This is a genomic window from Leptotrichia sp. OH3620_COT-345 (assembly GCF_003932895.1).
Lineage (GTDB): Bacteria > Fusobacteriota > Fusobacteriia > Fusobacteriales > Leptotrichiaceae > Pseudoleptotrichia.
The window spans coordinates 44662-65842 of record NZ_RQYW01000007.1 but is presented as its reverse complement, the minus strand read 5'-3'; the positions used below and the strand labels follow the sequence as shown (position 1 = coordinate 65842).

Annotated in this window: 24 protein-coding genes; 18 read left to right on the top strand and 6 right to left on the bottom strand. The window is 28.4% G+C overall.

Features of this window, described 5'->3' with window-relative positions; all coding sequences use genetic code 11:
* Positions 1-5: 5 nt before the first annotated feature.
* From EII29_RS05710 to EII29_RS05680, 7 genes are all read left to right on the top strand, one after another.
* On the top strand, positions 6-338 hold the full coding sequence (locus EII29_RS05710) for a hypothetical protein (RefSeq protein ID WP_125236575.1): 333 nt from the start codon (positions 6-8) through the stop codon (positions 336-338).
* Between the two features lie 189 nt (positions 339-527).
* Positions 528-983 carry an FxLYD domain-containing protein gene (locus EII29_RS05705; RefSeq protein ID WP_125236574.1) on the top strand — a complete coding sequence of 152 codons (456 nt, stop codon included), beginning with the start codon at positions 528-530 and terminating at the stop codon, positions 981-983.
* 24 nt (positions 984-1007) lie between these two features.
* Positions 1008-1685, top strand: a complete 678-nt coding sequence (locus EII29_RS05700) for a 5'-methylthioadenosine/adenosylhomocysteine nucleosidase (RefSeq protein ID WP_125236573.1) — start codon at positions 1008-1010, stop codon at positions 1683-1685.
* 44 nt (positions 1686-1729) lie between these two features.
* Positions 1730-2452, top strand: a complete 723-nt coding sequence (locus EII29_RS05695; RefSeq protein ID WP_148096407.1) for a hypothetical protein — start codon at positions 1730-1732, stop codon at positions 2450-2452.
* 13 nt (positions 2453-2465) lie between these two features.
* Complete coding sequence (locus EII29_RS05690) at positions 2466-3482, top strand: bifunctional oligoribonuclease/PAP phosphatase NrnA (protein ID WP_125236627.1); 1017 nt, start codon at positions 2466-2468, stop codon at positions 3480-3482.
* Between the two features lie 101 nt (positions 3483-3583).
* On the top strand, positions 3584-3796 hold the full coding sequence (locus tag EII29_RS05685) for a hypothetical protein (protein ID WP_125236571.1): 213 nt from the start codon (positions 3584-3586) through the stop codon (positions 3794-3796).
* 17 nt (positions 3797-3813) lie between these two features.
* Entirely contained in the window at positions 3814-4110 is a 297-nt protein-coding gene (locus EII29_RS05680) for a hypothetical protein (protein ID WP_233573264.1), read from the top strand.
* 74 nt (positions 4111-4184) lie between these two features.
* On the opposite strand, the gene EII29_RS05675 is transcribed toward EII29_RS05680, so the two are convergent.
* Complete coding sequence (locus tag EII29_RS05675; RefSeq protein WP_125236570.1) at positions 4185-4760, bottom strand: TetR/AcrR family transcriptional regulator; 576 nt, start codon at positions 4758-4760, stop codon at positions 4185-4187.
* Positions 4761-4884: 124 nt separating this feature from the next.
* Between EII29_RS05675 and mnmA the strand changes: the two genes are divergently transcribed.
* From mnmA to EII29_RS05660, 3 genes are all read left to right on the top strand, one after another.
* The gene (mnmA, locus tag EII29_RS05670) at positions 4885-5982 is read left to right on the top strand and encodes a tRNA 2-thiouridine(34) synthase MnmA (protein ID WP_125236569.1); all 1098 of its coding nucleotides are present in this window, start codon (positions 4885-4887) and stop codon (positions 5980-5982) included.
* A 367-nt stretch (positions 5983-6349) separates the two neighbouring features.
* On the top strand, positions 6350-6613 hold the full coding sequence (locus EII29_RS05665) for a DUF6176 family protein (protein ID WP_199726031.1): 264 nt from the start codon (positions 6350-6352) through the stop codon (positions 6611-6613).
* Positions 6614-6670: 57 nt separating this feature from the next.
* A complete protein-coding gene (locus tag EII29_RS05660; protein WP_125236568.1) occupies positions 6671-7600 on the top strand; it encodes a magnesium transporter CorA family protein in 930 nt (309 codons plus the stop codon).
* Between the two features lie 240 nt (positions 7601-7840).
* Here the strand turns inward: EII29_RS05660 and EII29_RS05655 are convergent, their stop codons facing one another.
* From EII29_RS05655 to EII29_RS05635, 5 genes are all read right to left on the bottom strand, one after another.
* Entirely contained in the window at positions 7841-8257 is a 417-nt protein-coding gene (locus EII29_RS05655; protein ID WP_125236567.1) for a hypothetical protein, read from the bottom strand.
* Positions 8258-8353: 96 nt separating this feature from the next.
* Positions 8354-10084, bottom strand: coding sequence for an ABC transporter ATP-binding protein (locus EII29_RS05650; protein WP_125236566.1), 1731 nt, complete (start codon positions 10082-10084; stop codon positions 8354-8356).
* Positions 10078-11820, bottom strand: coding sequence for an ABC transporter ATP-binding protein (locus EII29_RS05645; protein WP_125236565.1), 1743 nt, complete (start codon positions 11818-11820; stop codon positions 10078-10080). Before EII29_RS05645 ends, EII29_RS05650 begins: the two co-directional genes overlap by 7 nt.
* Positions 11821-12291: 471 nt before the next feature.
* Entirely contained in the window at positions 12292-12528 is a 237-nt protein-coding gene (locus EII29_RS05640) for a helix-turn-helix transcriptional regulator (protein WP_125236564.1), read from the bottom strand.
* Between the two features lie 4 nt (positions 12529-12532).
* Complete coding sequence (locus tag EII29_RS05635; protein WP_125236563.1) at positions 12533-13267, bottom strand: hypothetical protein; 735 nt, start codon at positions 13265-13267, stop codon at positions 12533-12535.
* Positions 13268-13409: 142 nt separating this feature from the next.
* On the opposite strand from EII29_RS05635, the gene EII29_RS05630 reads away from it, so the two are divergent.
* The 8 genes from EII29_RS05630 to EII29_RS05590 all read left to right on the top strand — a co-directional run bounded on the left by EII29_RS05630 (position 13410) and on the right by EII29_RS05590 (position 21180).
* Positions 13410-14303 carry a YafY family protein gene (locus EII29_RS05630; RefSeq protein WP_125236562.1) on the top strand — a complete coding sequence of 298 codons (894 nt, stop codon included), beginning with the start codon at positions 13410-13412 and terminating at the stop codon, positions 14301-14303.
* A gap of 173 nt (positions 14304-14476) precedes the next feature.
* Entirely contained in the window at positions 14477-15568 is a 1092-nt protein-coding gene (locus tag EII29_RS12805; protein WP_233573263.1) for an effector binding domain-containing protein, read from the top strand.
* Between the two features lie 142 nt (positions 15569-15710).
* Positions 15711-16229: a ClbS/DfsB family four-helix bundle protein gene (locus EII29_RS05615; RefSeq protein ID WP_125236561.1), complete on the top strand. Its 519-nt coding sequence runs from the start codon at positions 15711-15713 to the stop codon at positions 16227-16229.
* Between the two features lie 202 nt (positions 16230-16431).
* The gene (locus tag EII29_RS05610; RefSeq protein WP_125236560.1) at positions 16432-17157 is read left to right on the top strand and encodes a hypothetical protein; all 726 of its coding nucleotides are present in this window, start codon (positions 16432-16434) and stop codon (positions 17155-17157) included.
* A gap of 70 nt (positions 17158-17227) precedes the next feature.
* Positions 17228-17881: an HAD family hydrolase gene (locus EII29_RS05605; RefSeq protein WP_125236559.1), complete on the top strand. Its 654-nt coding sequence runs from the start codon at positions 17228-17230 to the stop codon at positions 17879-17881.
* A gap of 134 nt (positions 17882-18015) precedes the next feature.
* Positions 18016-18927, top strand: coding sequence for an N-acetylmuramic acid 6-phosphate etherase (murQ, locus tag EII29_RS05600; protein ID WP_125236558.1), 912 nt, complete (start codon positions 18016-18018; stop codon positions 18925-18927).
* The gene (locus EII29_RS05595; protein WP_125236557.1) at positions 18905-19741 is read left to right on the top strand and encodes a MurR/RpiR family transcriptional regulator; all 837 of its coding nucleotides are present in this window, start codon (positions 18905-18907) and stop codon (positions 19739-19741) included. The genes murQ and EII29_RS05595 overlap by 23 nt, the downstream gene beginning before the upstream one ends.
* A gap of 17 nt (positions 19742-19758) precedes the next feature.
* On the top strand, positions 19759-21180 hold the full coding sequence (locus EII29_RS05590) for a PTS transporter subunit EIIC (RefSeq protein ID WP_125236556.1): 1422 nt from the start codon (positions 19759-19761) through the stop codon (positions 21178-21180).
* Position 21181 lies beyond the last annotated feature (1 nt).

Below are 21181 nucleotides of genomic sequence, written 5' to 3'. Positions count from 1 at the left end.
TAAGTATGAATTTTGATGATTTGAAAAAAGGAGCAGAAGAAGCTTTGGGGAAAACAGTAGAAGGTACAAAAGACTTAGCTGATAAAGCTGTAGATGAAGCAAAAAAAATAGCTGACAGTGAAATTGCACAGAACATAAAAAAAGGGGCGGAAGATGTTTTAAATAAAACAGTAGAAGGTGCGAAAGATTTAGCCGATAAAGCAGTGGATAAAGCCAAAGAACTTGCAGACAGTGAAGTTGCCCAGAATATAAAAAAGGGAGCAGAAGATGTTTTGAACAAGACGGTTGAGGGAGCAAAAGATTTAGCTGATAAGGTATCGGATAAATTTAAAAAATAATTTATGTGATGAAAAAAAGAAGCCCATTTTTAGGGCTTCTTATTTGTTATTGAAAAAATATATTTACTTAGCGTAAATTTTTTATTATAATGTTAAAATAAGTATTATAAAATAAAAAGTATATATTAATTATGATAAAATAAACCAAAAAACTTTTAATTTTCTAAAAGGTGAAAGGAATTGGTAAATATGAAAAAAATAATTTTAATATCTATGGCAGTTTTGATTTTGTCATCATGTGGAGTTGTGGGAGCTGCAGGAAGTGTAGTGGGAGGAACGATAAAAGCTGCAGGTACTGTTACGGGAGCTGTAATTAAAACTACGGGAAATATCATTTCAGGAATTATCGGAGGAAATGATGGAGAGATAGAAGCACAGGGGACAAAGTATAAGTTTTCAAAAACGAAAGTTGAAAATGACGGAAATACTACAATCGTAACAGGAGTACTGTCCCATAACGGAAGTAGGAAAGAAAATGTAAGTATACAGATACCGTGTTTTGATAAAAAGGGGGATAAAGTCGGAGATGCAATTGACAGTACAACTTCCCTTGATAAAAATAAAAAATGGGAGTTCAGAGCTGTTTTAAGAACAGGAAATGTAAAAGCATGTAAAGTAAAGGATGCTTATATTTTAGCAGAATAATGTATACAAAAAAAGGAGAGTGGAATGATAGGGATTATTGGTGCAGTAATTGAAGAAGCTGAAGCTATAAAAAATGAAATGACGGATATTCAAGAGGAAGTATCAGAAGGAATAACATTTTTTAAAGGTAAATTTTGCAATAAAGATGTTATTTTTGTTCAGTCGGGAATAGGAAAGGTAAATGCTGCAATGACTGCAACAATTTTAATTTATAAATACAATGTGGATAAAGTGATTTTTTCGGGTGTGGCAGGCTCCCTTGATGAAAGAGTTAACATTGGAGATATAGTTATAGGGACGGATCTTGTGCATCATGATTTTGATACAAGAAAATTCGGTTATAAATTAGGTCAAATTCCTCAGATGGATGTATGGGCTTTTGAAAGTGACAGAGAACTGATTGAAAAAATCCGAAAAATAGAAAATGGAAAATATAAGCTAATTTTTGGTAGAATTCTTACAGGAGATCAGTTTATAGATGAGAGTAATAGAAAAGAACGGCTGGGAAAAGAATTTGAAGCGTTATGTACGGATATGGAAGGTGCTGCCGTTGCACAAGTATGTTATAGAATGAATGTAAAATTTTTAGTTATAAGATCAATTTCCGATTCTCTAAATGATAAATCGGCAATGGAATATTATGAATTTGTAAAACTTGCAGCAAATAATTCAAAGGAAATATTGAAAGAAATATTGAAATAAAAATAGGAGGAGGACATAGTATTTGAAAATACTATAAATAAAATATGCGTTTTCGTTTGAATCCATTTAAAATATTAAGACTTATAGTAATAATAGCTTTTGTAGTATATGCTTTTGTATTAGGAAAGCAGTTTATGAAAGAAAAAAATAAAAAAACTAATGAAGTGACAGAAAAATTTGAAATAAGAAGAAATGATTTTCATAATTCTGAAAATAAAAATAAAGAAAATAACGATGAAAATAAAAATAATATTCGGAAAAATGAAAAAAAAGAAAATGAACTTCAAGACCAAAAAGGACAATCTCAAGTTTTAAATACCGGAAGTGAAGAGGCGGATAAGAAAAAATCGGAAAATCAATCTTTGACAGAAGCGGAAGAGATAAAAAAAGCCGAAGAGCAGAAAAAAGAGCAGGAAGCTCAGAAAATTCAAAATGACCTATTGGCACAGAAGAAAAAAGAGATAGAAGCTGTACAAAAAGAAAAAGCTGATAAAAAAGAAAAAGAAAATGTCGTGAAAAGAACAGCAGGTAGAAAGTATCTTCAAGTTGCCACTTTGCAGACAGAAGCAGCGGCAAAAAAAGTAACAGCACAGCTCGGAGGGAATTTTACCGTACAGGCGGTGAAAGGTACATCAGGGAGAACAATGTACAGGGTTATTTCTGTAAGTACGGATAATCCTCAGACTTTAAGTGCTATGGAAGCACAAGTGAGAAACAAACTGGGGAGTTCATATAAATATATAGTAAGAACGGTGGGAAAACAGTAATATGTCAGAAAAAATGAAAAAAAAGTATAAAGGAAACTCGACACCTGAAGAAATAAAAACTGAAATATTAAAAGCGAAGAACATAATTTTGACTGCTCATATTAATCCTGACGGTGATGCTCTGGGATCCGTTCTGGCTTTTTTAATGATGATAGAAGAATATAATAAAAAATTTCTAAAAAACAGTACAGATTTAAAAAAAGTGAGAATAGTTATAGACGATAAATTACCGAAATATATGAACAAATTTGAAGAAAGTTTTCTCATAGAAAAGTATGATGATTTTTCAATGGACAAAGAAGCTGATTTATTTATAAGTCTTGACTGTGCAAATGTTGAAAGATATGGAAGAGTGGTGGAAATTAAAGAAAAATGTAAAAAATCGATAAATATAGATCATCATATTAGCAATACTGAACATGCCGAGATGAATTATGTTGAAGATGTTTCTTCCACAGGAGAATTACTTTATCAGTTTTTAAATCTGTTCAATATTGAAATGACTAAAAAGATTGCGAATTTTTTATATTTGGGAATAATAAACGATACGGGAAATTTCAGACATGACAATGTTACTTCCGAAACATTCAGAATTTGTTCAGAATTAATAAAAGCAGGAGCCGATAATCATAAAATTGCTAATATTATTTTTGGAATGAATATAAAAAAAGTGAAGTTATTCGGAGATGTATATAGAAATAATGTAATGGACAAAGAATATGGATTCATTTATTATTATTTATCAGCAGAAAAAATCAGAGAATTTGAAATAGAAAAAGATGATGCTGACGGGATAGCTGAACTTTTACTGAAAATAGAAAAAACGGAACTTTCCCTATTTGTAAGGGAGGAAGATGACGGGATATTGAAAGGAAGCTTGAGATGTAATGATAAATATAATGTAAATCAAATTGCAGGAATATTTAATGGAGGAGGACATATAAAAGCTGCTGGTTTTAAAACGGAGCTTTCATTTTCCGAAGTTCTTGAAAAAATTTATGAAAAGATAAAAGAATATAAAAATAAATAATTTTTATTTAAAGACAGTTTGTTTTCAGTTTTAAAAATGGTATAATGTAAATGAAAGCTCAATAACTAAAAAAATTATAAAAAAATTCTGAAGGAGAAAGAATGTTTAATATGTTTAATTATCTACAGTTAAAGGGATTTAAAACTTCAGATTTAGTAAGACACTTTGAGAAGATTGACGAAATGAATGAAAATATAAACAGATTACTTATTGAAAATCCGAGAGCCGTTTTAAAAGAGATAAAAATATCATATTTGGATGATGAAAAGGCACAGATACATTTTGATATAGATATTGAGGTTAAAAATAATTGATGTACATCCAAAATAAAATGACCAAATTAAAGAAAATTATATTTTTATCTATTTTAATCTGTGTAGTAAGTTGTTCGTCAACAGGAGTAAGAAAAATAAAAGAATCAGAAGTTTTAGGAAAAGATGAAGTTATCCAGATAGGAATTCAAGGAGTAGAAAAAAAATACGGAGAAACTGTTTATTCTGAAAGTGTCGGGATATATAAAAAAGGTTACAGGGACTGGAAAGTAATTTTATACGGTAAAAGTGATTTTTATCTCGTTTTTGTAAGTGAAGACGGAAAAATAATTTCAGTAGAAAAAGGAAGTTACTAAAAAAGGAGATATTTCAGATTAAATAAAGGTAGTGCTGACCTTTGTTCAGAATAGCTCCTTTTTCTATGTTATAATTATTTGAAAATTTTATCAAAAAAAGAAAGAAAATCATTAATAGAGTTATTATTTTTTTCAATTTTTATTTTTAACATGGTTCCTTCCAAGAGGCAGATTAAGGATCTTGCATATATTTCAGGCTCTATATTTGAGTATTTATCAGGATAGGCGATTTTCAAAGAAGAAAGAAAGTAAGAAAAACGGATTTCTATTTTGTTGTAAGATTTTGAAAGCTCGCTTCTCACAGATTCGTTTATGTCCCCAAGTTCAACAGCAAGGTTTCCGAGAGGGCTTCCTCCATGAAATTTATTATGTTCTATATTGGTAAAATATTGATAGAAAAAAGTTTTTAATTTAAAAATCGAAAGATCGTCAACGGTAAAAGTAAAAAACTTTATGAGATTATCGGTGTGATAACGGATAACATGAATAAGAAGGTCTTCTTTATTTTTAAAATAATAATAGAAAGAACCTTTAGGTATTCCACATTCTGTTAAAATATCCGACAGCCCCGTATTTTTATATCCTCTGTAATAAAAAAGTTTTGCACTTTTTTTTATGACATTGTTTTTTTTAGTAATTATTCTGTTCATTGTTGACCTCTTAAAATTTATATTTCAGTTAATTTTATAATTTAATTTATATATTTGTCAATCTTTTTATAAAAAAATTAATGTTATATATTGATAATTGTTTGTGTATTGAAAAGGAGAAAAAATGAAAAATAAGAAAGTGGTATTGGGAATGTCCGGAGGTGTAGATTCTTCAGTTGCAGCAGTTTTACTTAAAGAACAGGGATATGATGTAATAGGTGTATTCATGAAAAATTGGGAAGAAAAAGATGAAAACGGCATCTGTATGGCGGAAGAAGATTATAAAGATGTAATAGCTGTAGCCGAACAACTGGGAATTCCGTATTATTCTGTAAATTTTGTAAAAGAATACTGGGATAAAGTATTTACATACTTTTTAGATGAATATAAAAAAGGAAGAACGCCTAATCCTGATGTAATGTGTAATAAGGAAATCAAGTTCAAGGCATTTCTTGATTATGCTTTGAAAATAGGTGCAGACTATGTAGCGACAGGACATTATGCAAGGATAACTCATGAAGAGAAAGATGGAAAAATAAAATCTACAATGTTGAGAGGGATAGATGACAATAAGGATCAGACTTATTTTTTGTGTCAGTTAAGTCAGAAACAGCTCGAAAAAGTGTTATTTCCCATAGGTGAATATACAAAGCCTCAAATAAGGGAAATTGCTGAAAAATATAGTTTGAAAACAGCGAAGAAAAAGGACAGTACAGGTATATGTTTTATTGGAGAAAGGAATTTTAACGAGTTTTTAAGTAAATATCTTCCTGCTGAAAAAGGAAATATTGTAAATATTGAGGGAACGGTATTAGGACGACATAACGGACTTATGTATTATACAATCGGTCAAAGAAAAGGAATAGGCATAGGAAATACAAAAGAAGGGACAGGAGAGCCATGGTTTGTAGTGGATAAAAATCTGGAAACGAATGAGCTTGTTGTCACTCAGGGAGATAATTCGGTATTGTATTCTAAAGGATTGACAGCTACCGATTTCAATTTTATAAATCCTGATGAAATTTCTTTTCCTTTGAAATGTACTGTAAAATTTAGATACAGACAGAATGATACCGAAGCAATTATTACAAAGTTGAATGAAAATGAATATGAAGTAATATTTGACAAGCCTCAAAAAGCGGTTACTCTCGGTCAGATAGTTGTTGCTTATAAAGATGAGAAATGTTTAGGTGGAGGGGTAATTAGCAGAGTCCTTAAATAGCAGTTTATATCGAAAAGAATATACATGATGTTTGAATAGAAGAACTTATAAAATATAGAAAAATGATAAATTTTATAAAAAATATCTAAATTAAATAAAAAAATAGGAATCTATAATTTATTTTATAAAAATTGAAAGAAAGTTTTTGAGAGATTTCAAATTATATTCTTTTAAAAAAATTTTTAGATATGGTAAGTGGAAATTATTCAGGATTTAAAAAAATCATATTATTATTTAATAAAATAATAATATAAATTTAAAACTTAATGATAATAAAACAGAGAGATTAAAAATTATGGGTAAATTAAATATAGAGTTGACAAAATTTAAAGTATCAGAAGGAAAAAGTAAAAAAGTCGATGAATGAATGAAATTTTTAAATGACAATATGAAAGATGTACTTTTAACTCTTGATGGTGAAAAAATGTATATAGAAACTATATTCAGAGAAGTTATTGATAATGAAGAATATCTTTACTGGTATTCTGTTCAGAGAGAAGGCGGGATAGATGTCTGTGAATCGGAAAGCCTTATTGATAAAAAACATCTCGAATATTGGAAAGAATGTATAGACAGAAAATTTAGACCTATAGATATAAATATGCAGGTTACTATGATACCTGAAAAATAAGAGAACATATGAAGTAGAAACTGAAAAATCCGGTTTTTATAAGAAGAAAGGTAAAATATGATTGAAAGAAAAATTATCCATTTAAAGATAGGAAATATGAAATGGGTAAATACAGTGGATATATCTGATGAAGACAGGAGAATACTGAACGAGAAAGATAAACTTTCAACGGAATTTTTGGAATATGCTACAGATGCCGATGAAAGTCCGCGATCAGAATATGATGAAATAAATGAAATAAAGCTTCTTTGTTTTGATGTTCCTTATTATGACAGCTTTATGGACAGCCCCGCAACTGCTCCTTTAGTATTTATTATTAGGGAAAATATACTTTATACATTTATTGAACAGAATGAAGATTATGTGTATTTAAATAAATTACTCGGAAAAACAGTAACAGAAAAAGAATATGAGAGTTTATATCATCTTTTATTTTCGGTGTTATACAAATTTTGTCTGATTTATCATGATAAGCTGACAAAGATGAATAAAGAAAGAGGAGATATAAAAAGATCATTTAAAAAAGCCATGAAAAATTCGGATATTTACAAATTACTGAATATTGAACAGGGTCTGACTTACTTGTCGACTTCATTAAAAGCTAACAGACTTGCTTTAAATACTTTAAAAAGGCGATGGAAGCATAAAAATGGAAAGTTGTCCGAAATTGAAGAAGAAAAACTGGAAGATGTTTTAATCGAAGCGGATCAGGCTGCTGAAATGACAGAAATACTTATTACCATTGTTGAAAAAGAAAAGCTCGCTTATTCTGCAATTATTGATAATAATTTGAATACGACTATGAAATTTTTGACAATTTTTACAGTATTACTGGCAATTCCAAGTATGATTTTCGGATTTTTCGGAATAAACACTTCCATTCCTTTTCAAAATGCTGAAAATGGATGGATATATGTTATATTGATTACGGTTGTCATTTGTATAATATTTATTTTCAGTCTCTGGAGAAATAAGTTTTTAAAATAATTTTTTATATTTTGGGAAAAAACTAAACAAACTTTTTACAATTTATTTTATGAAAAAGTTATACCAAAAAATTTATCAACTAAAATTATTTCATTTTCAAAAATATTCTATTTCTAAAAACCATAAATTAATTTCATTTAGGCTGTTAATTTTCAAACGTTTATTTCTATATTTTTTATTAGAATAATGCGAATGTTCGGAGATTAAAAAACAAAATAAAAAAGGGAATATTTCCCTTTTTTATTTGTATATATTATAAATTTCATTAAATACCGATTTGAAACTTGGTGAACCTATCAAATCAAAATCTTTACCGGTAAGTTTACGACAATTTTTTACATAATAGTATTCAAATAACAAGCTGTTATCATTAGACGGATGACGAAGTCCTTCCTTGTAAAGATGAGCATTTAATCCTGCGAGATTATTTGAGGCTTCTTCTATAGTATGATTTTTGATTTTTCCTTCGCTGATATATGCCATTTGCATAACTAAAGCACCTATATATGAGCATTTTCCGTCAGTTTTAGCATTATCCCCGAACATTTCAAACCACTCATTTTCACTCATTATAAGCACACCTCTACTGTCTTTTGAAGGTATTGTAAAAGTTAATGCAGTAATTAAAAATAAGCATATTAAAATAATTTTTTTCATTTTTATATTTTCTCCTATATCAATTTTATTTTATTATATAATAAGATTAAAATTGATATTTGTCAATGAATATATTTATTTTTTTGATTTATGTATTTATACAAGGTTGTAATTGGTTTGAGATTTTATCATTTCAGTATACATCTTATAATATCGTCTTTTATTTTCCATTAATTGATTATGAGTACCAATTTCTTCAATTCTGCCGTCCGACATCATAATTATCTGATTATAATTTTTTATAGTATTAAGTTTGTGAGCAATAGTTATGACAGTTTTATTTTTAACAAGTTTTTCGATAGATTTTCTAATTTCATATTCGTTATCTGCATCAAGGGAAGCAGTAGCTTCATCGAGTAAAATAATGGGAGTATTTTTCAGTAAGGCTCTGGCAATTGAAATCCGTTGTTTTTCCCCTCCTGAAAGAGTAGATCCTTTTTCTCCTACAATAGTATCATAACCATTTTCCAAATCCATAATAAACTCATGACAATGTGCACTTTTGGCAGCTTCAATGACTTCTTCACGGGAAGCCTCTTGTTTTCCAAGCTTTATATTATTCTCAATAGTATCATTTATAAGGTATACATCTTGAAAAATCATACTTATATTCGTGAGAAGCTCTTCAGGATATATTTTTTTTATATCGATGTCATCAATTGTGATTGTACCTGACTGGCAATCCCAAAATCTTGCTATTAAGTTTGTGACAGTGGTTTTTCCCGAGCCTGATGAACCTACAAGAACAGTGGAAGTTCCCTGTTTTGCTTCAAAACTGATATTTTTCAGTACAGGTTTATCTTTCTCATAAGAAAAACTTACATTATCAAATTTTATATCATAATTTTTAAAAGATACTTTTTCAAGTTCATAAGATATTTCTCTTTCAGAATATACACTGATAAGTTTATCAGTTGCAAGTTTCATATACTGTAAAGATGTATATTGCATTGAAAGAGCTTTTAAAACATTGGTAAGAGAAAGTCCTATAACAATAAATGAAAAGAATTCTATTTTATTCACGGATTCTTTTATAAACAGCTGTGTAGAAAATAAAAGAAGTAGTGCAAAGGAAATGTCTGTAATCAGCCTGAAAATAAGAACATAAGGAGCAAGAGCAATTTCAGTGTTTATACTTTCTTTTTTTAAATTAACAAAACTGTTTTTCAATCTTTCAAATTTTTCTCCAACGAGATTATAAGATTTAAAAATTTCCATTCCTGCAATATATTCAACCATACGTGAAACTACATCATCCATTGTATGTTTTTTCTTTAAAGCAATTTTTGCCCCTCTTCCTGCCCCTATTACCACAAATATAATTCCTATTGTAGCAACACATAACTGTATTATTCCTAAAACAGGAGAAATTGCAAAAGTGACAAGAAGAAGATAGAAAGATAATATGGAAAGTTTTATAATTTCTGATGTACTGTGAGTTAATACTCTTTCAAATTCTTGTAAATCGTTAGTCATGATATTTATAATGTTTCCTATATTATGTTTATTAAAATATCCTAAATTGAGGTTTCTTAAATGGTCTCCCATACGAAGCCGTAAATCTTGAATAATTTTTGCTCCTTGACATTGTATCCCCGTATAACCTGTGCGATTGAAAAGATATCTGAGTATATTTGCTATAAACATAATAAGAGTGTAAATAAAGATTTTGTTCAAGCTGAATATATTTGTTATCAAATCTATAACAGTGAAATAAAACATCATGTAATTTATCATGTAAAATATTGAATCCGTAACAAGAAGCAGTACAGGTTTTTTGAGATTTTTAAATTGCACGCCTGATAAAATTTTTATTTCCTTTAACATTTTTCCGCCTCCATTCCATTATTATTTTCTTCATTGTATCGAGACCATAAATGCCAATAAGCAGATTTATTTTTAAGCAGTTCTTCGTGAGTTCCCTGTTCTATAATTTTTCCTTTGTCCATATATATAATGTTATCTGCATTTTTTATAGTGTAAAGTCTATGAGCTATAATTAGAGCCGTTTTTCCTTTGAGGAGCATTTTTAGAGCTTTTTGAATTTCAGCTTCATTTTCGATATCTGAATAAGATGTAACTTCATCCAATATAATAATAGGAGTATTTTTCAAAATAGCTCTTGCTATAGAAATTCTCTGTTTTTCTCCACCACTCAGTTTAATTCCTCCTTCTCCTATTTTAGTTGTGTATCCGTTAGGAAGAGAAAGTATAAAGTCGTGAATCTGTGCTTGCTTTGCAGCATTTTCAATTTCTTCCCGAGTATATTCTTTTCCCATTTTTATATTTTCATATATTGTATCATGAAGCATAAATGTTTCCTGAAAAACGAAAGAAGTATTTTCCATAAGATTTTCATAGGAAATATCTCGTATATCAATATTGTCCATACTTATCTTTCCTTTATTCACGTCCCAGAATCTTCCCGCAAGAAGTCCGATAGTGGTTTTTCCGGATCCTGAGGGACCTACAAGAGCAACTGTGCTTCCTGCTTTAACAGTAAGAGAAAAATCTGTTATAATTTCGGTTTTATCATAAGAAAAGGATATATTTTCATATTTTAAATGTTTGGAAAAGTTTTTGGGGAAATTAAGATTTCCCGATTTCTGTTCTTTTTCTTCAAAAATTTCAGTGATTTTTTCCATTCCTTTTAAAAGAAAGGAAAGATTAAAGGAAAGTTCAAAAAGGGATTTTAATGAATTTAGAAATATAGAACTCATTATAATAAACAAAATATAAGTTGCAGCGGAAATATTACCTTTTTGGAGCATTATTCCTCCTATGGGAATAATGAAGAGTAGTCCTGTGTCTATAAGGCAGAGAAAAGCGGAGTAGTAAGGGACACTCATTTTAGTGAGTTTGATCCAATAGTCGGCATATTCCTGAGTAGTATTTTTATATTCTCTAAAAGATTTTGCAGTGAGGTTAAAGGCTTTCATAACATTCATTGCATTTATATATTCCATAATTGTGGAATTTAATTTTGCAGATAGTTTATAGAAGCAGTCGACTTTTGTACTGTAATTTTTATACATACCGCTTTGAACAATAAATCCTAAAATAAAGGGAATAAATAAAACAAAAGTAAGCATTCGATCAAAATATATCATAATCCCGAGAAAAATTAACGGAGTAAAAAATGCTGAAGATAAGTCGGGAATTTGATGTGCAATAAAATTTTCCAGTTTTTCTATATCTTCATTAATAATCTTTTTCAGTTTTCCTGACGGATTTTTTCTGAAAAATCCCATATTCAGTTTTGACATATGTTCGATTAAATTTATTCTTATTTTATAAAGAATGTTAAATGCCGAAATATGGGAAAAAATTCCTGATAAAATAAGAGTGATAACACTAAATATTACAAAAAATATTGTTAGGAAAACAAGTATTTTTATTTTTTCATAATCAACATTCTTATTAAAAAGTTCCAAAATGATTTTATATACAAGAATATAAGGGACGGCTGAAAAACTTGTACTTATTACACTGAATAATGCTGAAATAATAAGTTTTATTTTGTGTTGCCCTGATAATTTTAATAAAAATTTTAAATTTTTCATAATTTCTCCTTTCCTGATAAATATTGATAATAATTTTTATTGCTAATATTTTGATAATCAAATTAATTTTTAAATAGATTATACATTATATTTAAGATAAAAACAAACCCATAATAAAAAAAGCCCAATTTAAAATCGGCTTTTTTGGTTATTCTCATATATTATAAGTTGGTGTATTTTAAATTTATTACTGCTAAATTTATATTTTTGTTTTAAAGAAAAACCTTTATTAAATTTTATTTTAATAAGAAAAATAAAATATTCAATAAAAATAAAATTACACTTGTTTTTTAAGTGATACAACTCTCTCAAATTTTTAATTCTAATAAAATTATAGCATGAATATATAAAAATAATACTCCAAAATAAAAAAAGCCCTAAAAAAGGGATTGATTGGACTTATATAGTTTTGTTTTAATTTTTTTTAAATTAATAAAAAATCCCAAAATAAAATATTTCGGGAGATATTTGTTATTTAGATTGTTTTCTATATTTACTCGGAAAAATTCCAAAATAATTTTTAAAAACTTTGGCAAATTTACTTGGATTTTCATACCCTACTTCAACTGAAATATCGAATATACTATAATTTGTAGTTTTCAGAAGAAATTTGGCATGATTCATTTTAAGACTTAGAATATAATACTTTATGCTCATGCCTTCATTATTTTTAAAGATTGACTGGAGATGGTAGTTGGTTGTTTTCATTATTTTACATAATTCTTTTATAGTAGGAATTTCTGCTTATAACCGACTTTATTTTTTCAGAAGTAACAGAGGCATCATATTTTTCAGTAGAAACAGATTTTAAGTTGCTTTTTAAAATTAAAAAAAATAATTGAATAATTTTTGATTTAAACTCAAAATAATCATTAATTTCTTTTAAAGATACATTCTGAACTTGAAGAGCTAGAGTTTTAATTTCGGTATTTGCTTTTTCAATAATACATTTATCATCTTTGAAAATATTCTCAACTTTGGCTTCCCATTCTGAAATAAGTTTATCTACAGTTTTTAGATTCAGATCGTTCTTTAACTTTTTTACATAGAGATTTATTGAAATAACGGAAATGTTATTATGCTCGAAATAACCTGAAAAGCAGTTTTTAGTATAATGAATAGCAATGTCTCCTTTTTTTAAATGATATATTTTATTATCTGGTTGAGAGATCATTTTTGTTTTTCCGTCATAATAATATACAATTTCAATGATATTTTCTCTAATTTTTTCATTTGGAGAAATATATTCATAATTCATTTTTCCGTTAGATTTCATAAAACAGAGTTCATATTTATTATCAAAAGTAAATCTTTTTATAACTGTTGATGAATTATCCGGATTTGTTATAATATATTCTTTTCCAAAAATAGAATCTTCTATATGTGGTTTTGTAATTTTTTCGAGTTGTTCAAAAAATGAATCAACTACTTTAATATTTTTAGTCATATTTTTTCACCCCATAAAAAATAAAATTTGTTTGTATGATAAAATAAAATGAAAAATTTGTCAACAAATAAATATAATAAATGAATATATTGAAAATTCCGTGGTATAATTTAGTACAGTATAACAGATAGGAGAAATTTATATGCAAATAAACAGACTTTTTGAAACAGTTTATATACTATTAAATAAAAAAAATGTAACGGCAAAAGAGCTTGCAGATCATTTTGAAGTTTCGATAAGAACGGTGTACAGGGATATAGAAGCATTGATGTTTGCAGGAATACCCGTTTATTCTTCAAGAGGAAAAAATGGGGGTATAAAACTTCTTGAAGATTATGTTTTAGATAAATCAATAATTTCCAAAAGTGAACAAAATGATATATTGTATGCACTGCAAAGCTTAAAAGCAGCTAATTATCCTGAAATTGGAGAAACTCTTTCAAAATTGAATACAATTTTCAATAAATCATCAGTTGACTGGATAGAAGTAGATTTTTCAGGATATAATGAAGTACAGAAGAAAATATTTGAAAACATAAAAAATGCAATATTAAATAGAAAAGTAGTAAATTTTGAATATTATAACAGTAATGGAATTAAGTCAAAACGTAGTGCTGAACCCTTAAAATTATGGTTTAAAATAAAAGCATGGTATTTATATGCTTTCTGTCGAAAAAACAGTGAAATGAGGACTTTTAAAATAACAAGAATTAAAAATCTTCAAGTAACGGAAGAAATTTTTGAGAGATTAGTAGAAAAAATTCCTTTGAAAAATGAATACAGTGAAACAGAAACTGTAAAAGTTATTTTTGAAGCCGATAAATCTCAGGCATATCGTATTTATGACGAATTTTCTCAAGAAAATATAAAAAAGAAAGAAAACGGGAATTTTGAAGTTGTGACAGAAAATGTTGAAAATGAATGGCTATACGGTTATTTACTGTCATTTGGAGAGAATATAAAAATATTTGAGCCTTTAAGGATAAAAAATATTTTATCCGAAAAAATTGAAAAAATGAAAAGCAATTATAAATAATATTTCACAAAAAATATAAATTATTTAAATATGACATAATGTAGTCATATTATGTATGTTATAATCAAATTAACAGGGATTTAATGTCGGGTTATATATGAAAGCGGACTTAACTAAGATAGTTAAGTTCTGAGAGTAATCAAGAATTTTCAAAAAATATATGGGAGGATAAAATGAAAGAATTTATATTTATCATTTTAAACGGATTTGCAGATTGGGAAGCGGCTTTTTTATCAGCGGCTTTAAATGTAAGAGAATTTTCTACAGGTTATGCTGTAAAATATGCTTCGATCGACAAAGAAATAAAGATTTCAACAGGAGGGCTGAAAGTTATCCCTCATATGACAATAGATGAAATATCCGATGAGGTTTCAGGTATAGTATTAGTGGGCTCATACAACTGGAGAAAATTGGACAATGAAATAAGCGGAAAAATAATAAATCTTGTAAAAAAGTTTAAAAATAACGGAAAGGTAGTAGGAGCAATTTGTGATGCTGCTCGTTATCTTGCAGTAAACGGAATTTTAAATGACTGTCGTCATACAGTAAATGATTTTGAAGAAATAAAAAACAGTGAAAAGTATACAAATCATAAAAATTTTATATATACTGACATAGATTCTGTAATTGACGGAAAAATGGTAACTGCTACGGGAACGGGAGCAATTTGTTTTGCAGCAAATGTGATGAGAGCTCTGGGTGATATTTCCGAAAAGAATATAAATTTCTTTTATGATATGTATACATTAGGCTATCCTAAGGCGATGGAAAATTTTAATAAAGCCGATAAAATAAATTATGAAATAGTGGAGATAAATGAAAAAACCATTATAGGATTAAAGGAAAGAATAAAAGATGATAATGATACAATGTTTAAAAAAATAGCAGATTTATGGGATAACTTGTTTAAAGAAGAAAGGATATTAAAAAATAACCGAAGAATTAACGATAATTATACAGGAGTATATTATAATTATATTATGGATGATAGACTTGAATATGATAATCTTGTAGGATGTGAAATTTTTGATGAAAATGGAGAAATATATAAAAATATTATGAAAATAAATATTCCGTCAGGGAAATATGCAAAATTTAAAATTTTAGGAGATCCTAAAAAAATATTGGCAGAATTTTGGGGGAATTTAGACGGTTATTTAAAAGAAAGGAATCTGGAAAGATCATTCAATTATGATTTTGAAGAATACATAGGCGGAAACGGATTTGATAATGTCGAAATACATATTTATATAGGAATAAAATAATATCAAAAAAAGTTTTGTTAATATTTTAGATTTTTCAATGATTTATGATAAATTATATAGGAAAAGTGATTATTAAAACAGTTTTATTTACAATATTGGATTCAACTATATTTGTTAAGAAAAATATTAAAGGAGAAATATTATGCAGGAATATGCGGATAAATATGAACTTATAAATGAAATAAATAAAAGAGCAGAACTTTTTATCGGAGAATTTGAACAAATTAATGATAGAAATAAAGATACTTTATTAGATGGTGTGGACAGGACACCTGCACAAATGATAGCTTATCAATTGGGCTGGTTGGGATTAATACTTTTATGGGAAGAAAGAAATATGAAAGGTGAAAAAGTAACAACTCCTGTGGAAAATTATAAATGGAATAATTTAAGAGAGCTTTACCAGTCTTTTTATGAAAAATACAAAAACTTTTCAATAATGGAATTAAGAAATGAATTTAACAGGAAAATCGAAAAAATTATTGAATTGATAGAAAAATATACAGATGAGGAATTATTTAAGCGGGGAGGAAGACAGTGGGCGATGTCGACTCCGAGTAACTGGCCTATCTGGAAGTGGATACATATAAATACTGTTGCTCCTTTTAAAACGTTTAGGACAAAAATAAGGAAGTGGAAAAAAATATATGATGAAAAATAAAATATAGGGAATAGGCAAAAACAGTTTTTACAATGAAAATTTTTTGAATGAAAAGTGTTAAAAAGTATCTAATAATAAATGAGAGAACAGTCTCGGGTAATGAATAAAATAATTAATCATTATTATTGAAATTATTGAAAGTTTATTTTTTCTTAAAATTTTTTTGAAAATATGATATAATTAAAATAAAGGAGAGTAAATGATGGATGAGCTTAAAAAAAATTTGAAAATATCAGTATTATTGCTATTTGTATTTATAATACAAAGCTGTGCAACAGTGGAAACGGATATGAAAGTTAATAAAGATTTTTCAGGAAATACCGTTTCAAAACTTGCTATTGCAAAGGGCTTAATAAAAGAAGAAGATTTAAAAATTGAAATATCAAAACTGGGAATTGAAAAATATACTTTGAAAAAAGAAAAAGACAGTGACTCTAATATAGACAGATATGTTATAGAAATTAACTGGAAAACAGAAGAAGATTTAAAGAAAATATTAAAATTCATAGGTGCAGGAACAACTGGTCTAAACAGTATTGAAAATTCGGTGAATAATACTGAAACAAATTCTGCTGACATTGAAAATAATAAAGTAGAAGCAACTTCGAATACAGAAATTTTTAAAAAAGACAAAAATATAGTTATAGTGGATATGGGAAGTTCAAGAATCGCTAAATTAACTGTAAAAGTTGATGGAGAAATAATTTCGGAAGAAAATGCCGCAGGAACAATAGATAAAAATAAAAAAGAAATAACTTTCTATCAGGGAGATAGAGTGAACTTTAAGTATAAGAATAAAAACGGAGTATTCAGAATTGTTTTAGGAATGATGGGAATAGCATTTTTGGTAATACTGGGAGTAATAGTGTTAAAGAAAAATAAAAAAGGAAAATTTGAAGAAACTCTTGATGAATCAATAGAACATTAAGAATAGGAAAATGCCGAGATATATGGTATAATAACTATCACGGCATTTTTGCTTTTAGGAGGAATAAAAAATGAGTTTAGATACATTTATCTTTGATTTTGACGGAACTTTGGGAGATTCTAAAAAATGTGGTATAGTAGCCACTCAAAAAGCTTTTGAAAAAATAGGATTGAATATTCCCGATGAAGAAAAAATAGAGTATTATATGGGAATTCCCATTGAGAAATCTTTTAGGAAAATGTCTGAGAAAGAATTATCAGAAGATGAATTTAAAAAATTAATTGAAATATTCAGGGAATTGTATAAAAGTCTGGAAAGTAAGTATTTAAAAATTTTTCCGGGAATAAAAGAATTATTGGATATTTTAAAAGAAAAAAAGATAAAATGCTTTATAGTTTCAAGTAAAAAATCTGAAGTTTTGGAAAGAAATCTCGAATTACTCAAAATAAAAGATTATTTTATGGAAATTATAGGAGCGGATAAAGTTATAAATCATAAGCCTAATCCTGAAGGAGTAAATTCTATCATTGAAAAATACGGACTTGATAGAAGTAACACTCTCATGATAGGAGATGCAATATTTGATATTAAAATGGGAAAGTCTGCATATGTAAAAACATGCGGTGTTACATGGGGTAGCCATAGTGTAGATATGCTTAAAAATGAAAATCCCGATTTTATGGTTGATAATCCATTGAACTTAATAGAATATATAAAAAAATAATAAATTGTTTTAAATCCGATTACCGATCTTTGAGTATATCGGATTTTTTGTTTTTCAATTTTTGAAAATCATTTTCAAAAATACTTCCATTTATCGAAAATCAGGATATAATTATTTTAAAGGGAGTGATAAAAATGATAGATTTAAACAGATTGTCAACAGAAGAAAATAATAAGAACAGTAAAGATATAGAGCTTCAGGATAGCTTTGAAATTTTGAGGAGAATAAACGATGAAGACAAAAAAGTTGCGTTTTGTGTTGAAAAAAAGCTGAAAGATATTTCAAAACTTATAGATGGAATATTAAAAGTATATAATGAAAATACAAGAATAATATATGTGGGATCGGGAACTTCAGGGAGATTAGGTATCCTTGATGCCTCTGAATGTCCGCCTACATACGGAGTTTCTCCTGAAAAGGTTCAAGGAATAATAGCCGGTGGGAAAGAAGCAATGTTTTTTGCTAAAGAAAATGCGGAAGATAACAGGGAGCAAGGGAAAAAAGATATTATGAGTATGAATTTAACTTCAAATGATGTCGTTATAGGATTAACAGCTTCGGGTAGAACTCCTTATGTCATAGGAGCTATAGAATATGCTGATAGTATAGGTGCAGTAACAGGAAGTATAACATGTTCGGAAAATTCGGAATTATCACGAATAAGCCAATATCCTATAGAAGTTGTTGTCGGTCCTGAAATTGTTACAGGTTCAACGAGAATGAAGTCGGGAACGGCACAGAAAATGATACTTAATATGATTTCTACCACGGTAATGATAAAGCTTGGAAAAGTATTTTCAGGGTATATGGTAGATGTAAAAACGTCTAATTATAAACTCATTGAAAGAGCGAAAAGAATAATAATGGAGACCACAGGCTGTAAATATGAAAAAGCGGACATGATTTTAATAGAAGCGGGGAATAATGTGAAAACGGCTATAACAATGATATTACTGAACATTGATAAAGAAACGGCAACTAAAAAATTGAAAAAATATGATAATAATGTAGCGAGACTTATTCATGAGCATACTGATAAAGCTTAGAGAAAATAAAGACTTTACAGTCAATGAAGAGTATGTTGCCAAATATTTGATAAAAAATTATAGAAAAATAAGAGAGCTGGATACTAATATTATTTCAAGGAAAACATTTACAAGTAATGCCTGTGTTACAAGAATGTGTCAGAAAATAGGTTTTAGCGGATTTCAAGAATTTAAGCTGAAAATGCTTGAAGAAGTTGTAAACCTTGAAAATGAAGAAATTCATTTTGATAGTATCGACATAGATGGGAAAGATAACACAAAAACAGTCATAGAAAAACTGAATAGATTAAGTATAGATTCTTTGAAAGAAACTATGCTTTTACAGGAGCCTGATATGATAGATACCGTTGTAAATCTCATAACTGAAAAGGAAGTTGTCGATTTTTACGGTATAGGAGCATCATATATAGTCTGTCTTGATGCTCGTTATAAATTTATGAGAGCCGGAAAAACTGTAAACTGTTTTGAAGGCACAGACTTACAACATGTACAGGCAATAAACAGTAATAAAAAGCATTTGGCAGTGTTGATTTCATATTCGGGATTGACTAAAGAAATAACGGATATAGCTGAAATATTGCTTGCAAAAGATATAGTATCTATATCTGTCACAGGTTATGGGAATAATCGTCTTGTAAAAAAGTGTAAGTATAATTTATTTGTAACTTCAAAAGAAGCATTGGTAAGAAGTGCAGCAATTTATTCAAGAATATCTATGTTGAATTTAATAGATGTTTTATATTTTGCTTATTCCAATAAGAATTATGAGCAGGTTTCGGAAAAAATAAGAAAAACAAAAATAAATAAAGTATAAAAAAGGAGATGAGAGTTATGGATACAAAGAAAACAGCAAAAGAAATTTATGATGTTTTAGGCGGTAGAGAAAATATACTTTCAAATGCCGTATGTATGACAAGATTAAGAGTAAAAGTCGAGAAAGAAGTGGATTTGGTAAAATTGAAAAAAATTGAGGGGATTCTAAATGTAGTGGAAGCGGATACATTGCAAATAGTACTTGGACCGGGAAAAGTTAATGCAGTGGGAGAGGAATTTTCTAAACTTACAGGAATGTCTCTCGGATTTTCTGATATGAAATCCGATGTAAAAAATGTTGCAAATGAAAATAAAAAAGTTAATAAAGCTAAGCATAACGGTCCTGTTCAAAGATTTCTTCAAAAAATTGCAAATATATTTGTTCCTTTGCTTCCGGGAATTATTGCAGCAGGACTTATAATGGGACTTACAAATGTAATAAATGTATCGACTAAAAATATGTATAATACAGTTTGGTGGTTTGCAGCTTTAAGAAGTATAGGATTTGTCATGTTTGGCTATCTTGCTATATATGTAGGGATGAATTCCGCTAAAGAATTTGGTGGAACAGCAGTATTAGGTGGGATTATGGGGTCGATATTTGTTACAAATCCTGCACTCCCTTTACTTTTAAAAGTTGAAGATAAAAATGCAGTTATATTGCCTCTTACAAATAAGCCTTTTACTCCGGGGATCGGTGGTCTGCTTGCAGCTTTATTTATGGGAATGATAGTAGCTTATATTGAAAAAAGAGTGAGAAAAATAATGCCTTCAATGCTTGATACTTTTTTTACTCCGTTGTTTACTTTAATAATAAGTGTATTTATAGCTTTACTTTTCATACAGCCTTTAGGTTCATATTTGACGAAAGGAATATTTGATATTCTTGATTTTGTCTACAATAGATTAGGAATATTTGGAGGATACATTCTTGCAACAGGATTTCTACCTCTGGTTTCAGTAGGACTTCATCAAGCTTTGACTCCTATTCATATATTGCTTAATAATCCTGACGGACCGTCAAAAGGTATTAATTATTTATTGCCTATATTAATGATGGCAGGAGGAGGACAAGTGGGTGCAGGAATTGCTATATATATGAAAACTGGAAATCAAAAACTCAAAAATATGTTAAGGGATTCTATACCTGTAGGAATACTGGGGATAGGAGAACCTCTGATGTATGCAGTGACTTTACCTTTAGGTAAACCTTTTATTACTGCATGTTTAGGTTCAGGATTTGGAGGGGCTTTAGCGGTATTATTTCATTTAGGTACTATAACATTGGGAGTTTCAGGCTTGTTCGGATTACTTATAGTTGTTAAAGGAACATGGCATCTTTATTTAATAGCAATGCTCGGAGCATATGCAGGAGGATTTATTTTGACTTATTTCTTCGGAGTAGATGATGAAAGAATAGAAGAAATATATGGAGAGTGAT

What these genes read in the sequence shown, in the direction of transcription:
- EII29_RS05705 (WP_125236574.1), top strand. Translation starts at nt 528, where the DNA reads ATGAAAAAAATAATTTTAATATCTATGGCAGTTTTGATTTTGTCATCA.
- EII29_RS05605 (WP_125236559.1), top strand. Translation starts at nt 17,228, where the DNA reads ATGAGTTTAGATACATTTATCTTTGATTTTGACGGAACTTTGGGAGAT.
- EII29_RS05655 (WP_125236567.1), bottom strand. Translation starts at nt 8,257, where the DNA reads ATGAAAAAAATTATTTTAATATGCTTATTTTTAATTACTGCATTAACT.
- EII29_RS05695 (WP_148096407.1), top strand. Translation starts at nt 1,730, where the DNA reads ATGCGTTTTCGTTTGAATCCATTTAAAATATTAAGACTTATAGTAATA.
- EII29_RS05660 (WP_125236568.1), top strand. Translation starts at nt 6,671, where the DNA reads ATGATTGAAAGAAAAATTATCCATTTAAAGATAGGAAATATGAAATGG.
- EII29_RS05680 (WP_233573264.1), top strand. Translation starts at nt 3,814, where the DNA reads ATGACCAAATTAAAGAAAATTATATTTTTATCTATTTTAATCTGTGTA.
- EII29_RS05590 (WP_125236556.1), top strand. Translation starts at nt 19,759, where the DNA reads ATGGATACAAAGAAAACAGCAAAAGAAATTTATGATGTTTTAGGCGGT.
- murQ (WP_125236558.1), top strand. Translation starts at nt 18,016, where the DNA reads ATGATAGATTTAAACAGATTGTCAACAGAAGAAAATAATAAGAACAGT.
- EII29_RS05610 (WP_125236560.1), top strand. Translation starts at nt 16,432, where the DNA reads ATGGATGAGCTTAAAAAAAATTTGAAAATATCAGTATTATTGCTATTT.
- EII29_RS05690 (WP_125236627.1), top strand. Translation starts at nt 2,466, where the DNA reads ATGAAAAAAAAGTATAAAGGAAACTCGACACCTGAAGAAATAAAAACT.
- EII29_RS05650 (WP_125236566.1), bottom strand. Translation starts at nt 10,084, where the DNA reads ATGTTAAAGGAAATAAAAATTTTATCAGGCGTGCAATTTAAAAATCTC.
- mnmA (WP_125236569.1), top strand. Translation starts at nt 4,885, where the DNA reads ATGAAAAATAAGAAAGTGGTATTGGGAATGTCCGGAGGTGTAGATTCT.
- EII29_RS05700 (WP_125236573.1), top strand. Translation starts at nt 1,008, where the DNA reads ATGATAGGGATTATTGGTGCAGTAATTGAAGAAGCTGAAGCTATAAAA.
- EII29_RS05630 (WP_125236562.1), top strand. Translation starts at nt 13,410, where the DNA reads ATGCAAATAAACAGACTTTTTGAAACAGTTTATATACTATTAAATAAA.
- EII29_RS05685 (WP_125236571.1), top strand. Translation starts at nt 3,584, where the DNA reads ATGTTTAATATGTTTAATTATCTACAGTTAAAGGGATTTAAAACTTCA.
- EII29_RS05665 (WP_199726031.1), top strand. Translation starts at nt 6,350, where the DNA reads ATGAAATTTTTAAATGACAATATGAAAGATGTACTTTTAACTCTTGAT.
- EII29_RS05595 (WP_125236557.1), top strand. Translation starts at nt 18,905, where the DNA reads ATGAGCATACTGATAAAGCTTAGAGAAAATAAAGACTTTACAGTCAAT.
- EII29_RS05635 (WP_125236563.1), bottom strand. Translation starts at nt 13,267, where the DNA reads ATGACTAAAAATATTAAAGTAGTTGATTCATTTTTTGAACAACTCGAA.
- EII29_RS05710 (WP_125236575.1), top strand. Translation starts at nt 6, where the DNA reads ATGAATTTTGATGATTTGAAAAAAGGAGCAGAAGAAGCTTTGGGGAAA.
- EII29_RS05675 (WP_125236570.1), bottom strand. Translation starts at nt 4,760, where the DNA reads ATGAACAGAATAATTACTAAAAAAAACAATGTCATAAAAAAAAGTGCA.
- EII29_RS12805 (WP_233573263.1), top strand. Translation starts at nt 14,477, where the DNA reads ATGAAAGAATTTATATTTATCATTTTAAACGGATTTGCAGATTGGGAA.
- EII29_RS05645 (WP_125236565.1), bottom strand. Translation starts at nt 11,820, where the DNA reads ATGAAAAATTTAAAATTTTTATTAAAATTATCAGGGCAACACAAAATA.
- EII29_RS05640 (WP_125236564.1), bottom strand. Translation starts at nt 12,528, where the DNA reads ATGAAAACAACCAACTACCATCTCCAGTCAATCTTTAAAAATAATGAA.
- EII29_RS05615 (WP_125236561.1), top strand. Translation starts at nt 15,711, where the DNA reads ATGCAGGAATATGCGGATAAATATGAACTTATAAATGAAATAAATAAA.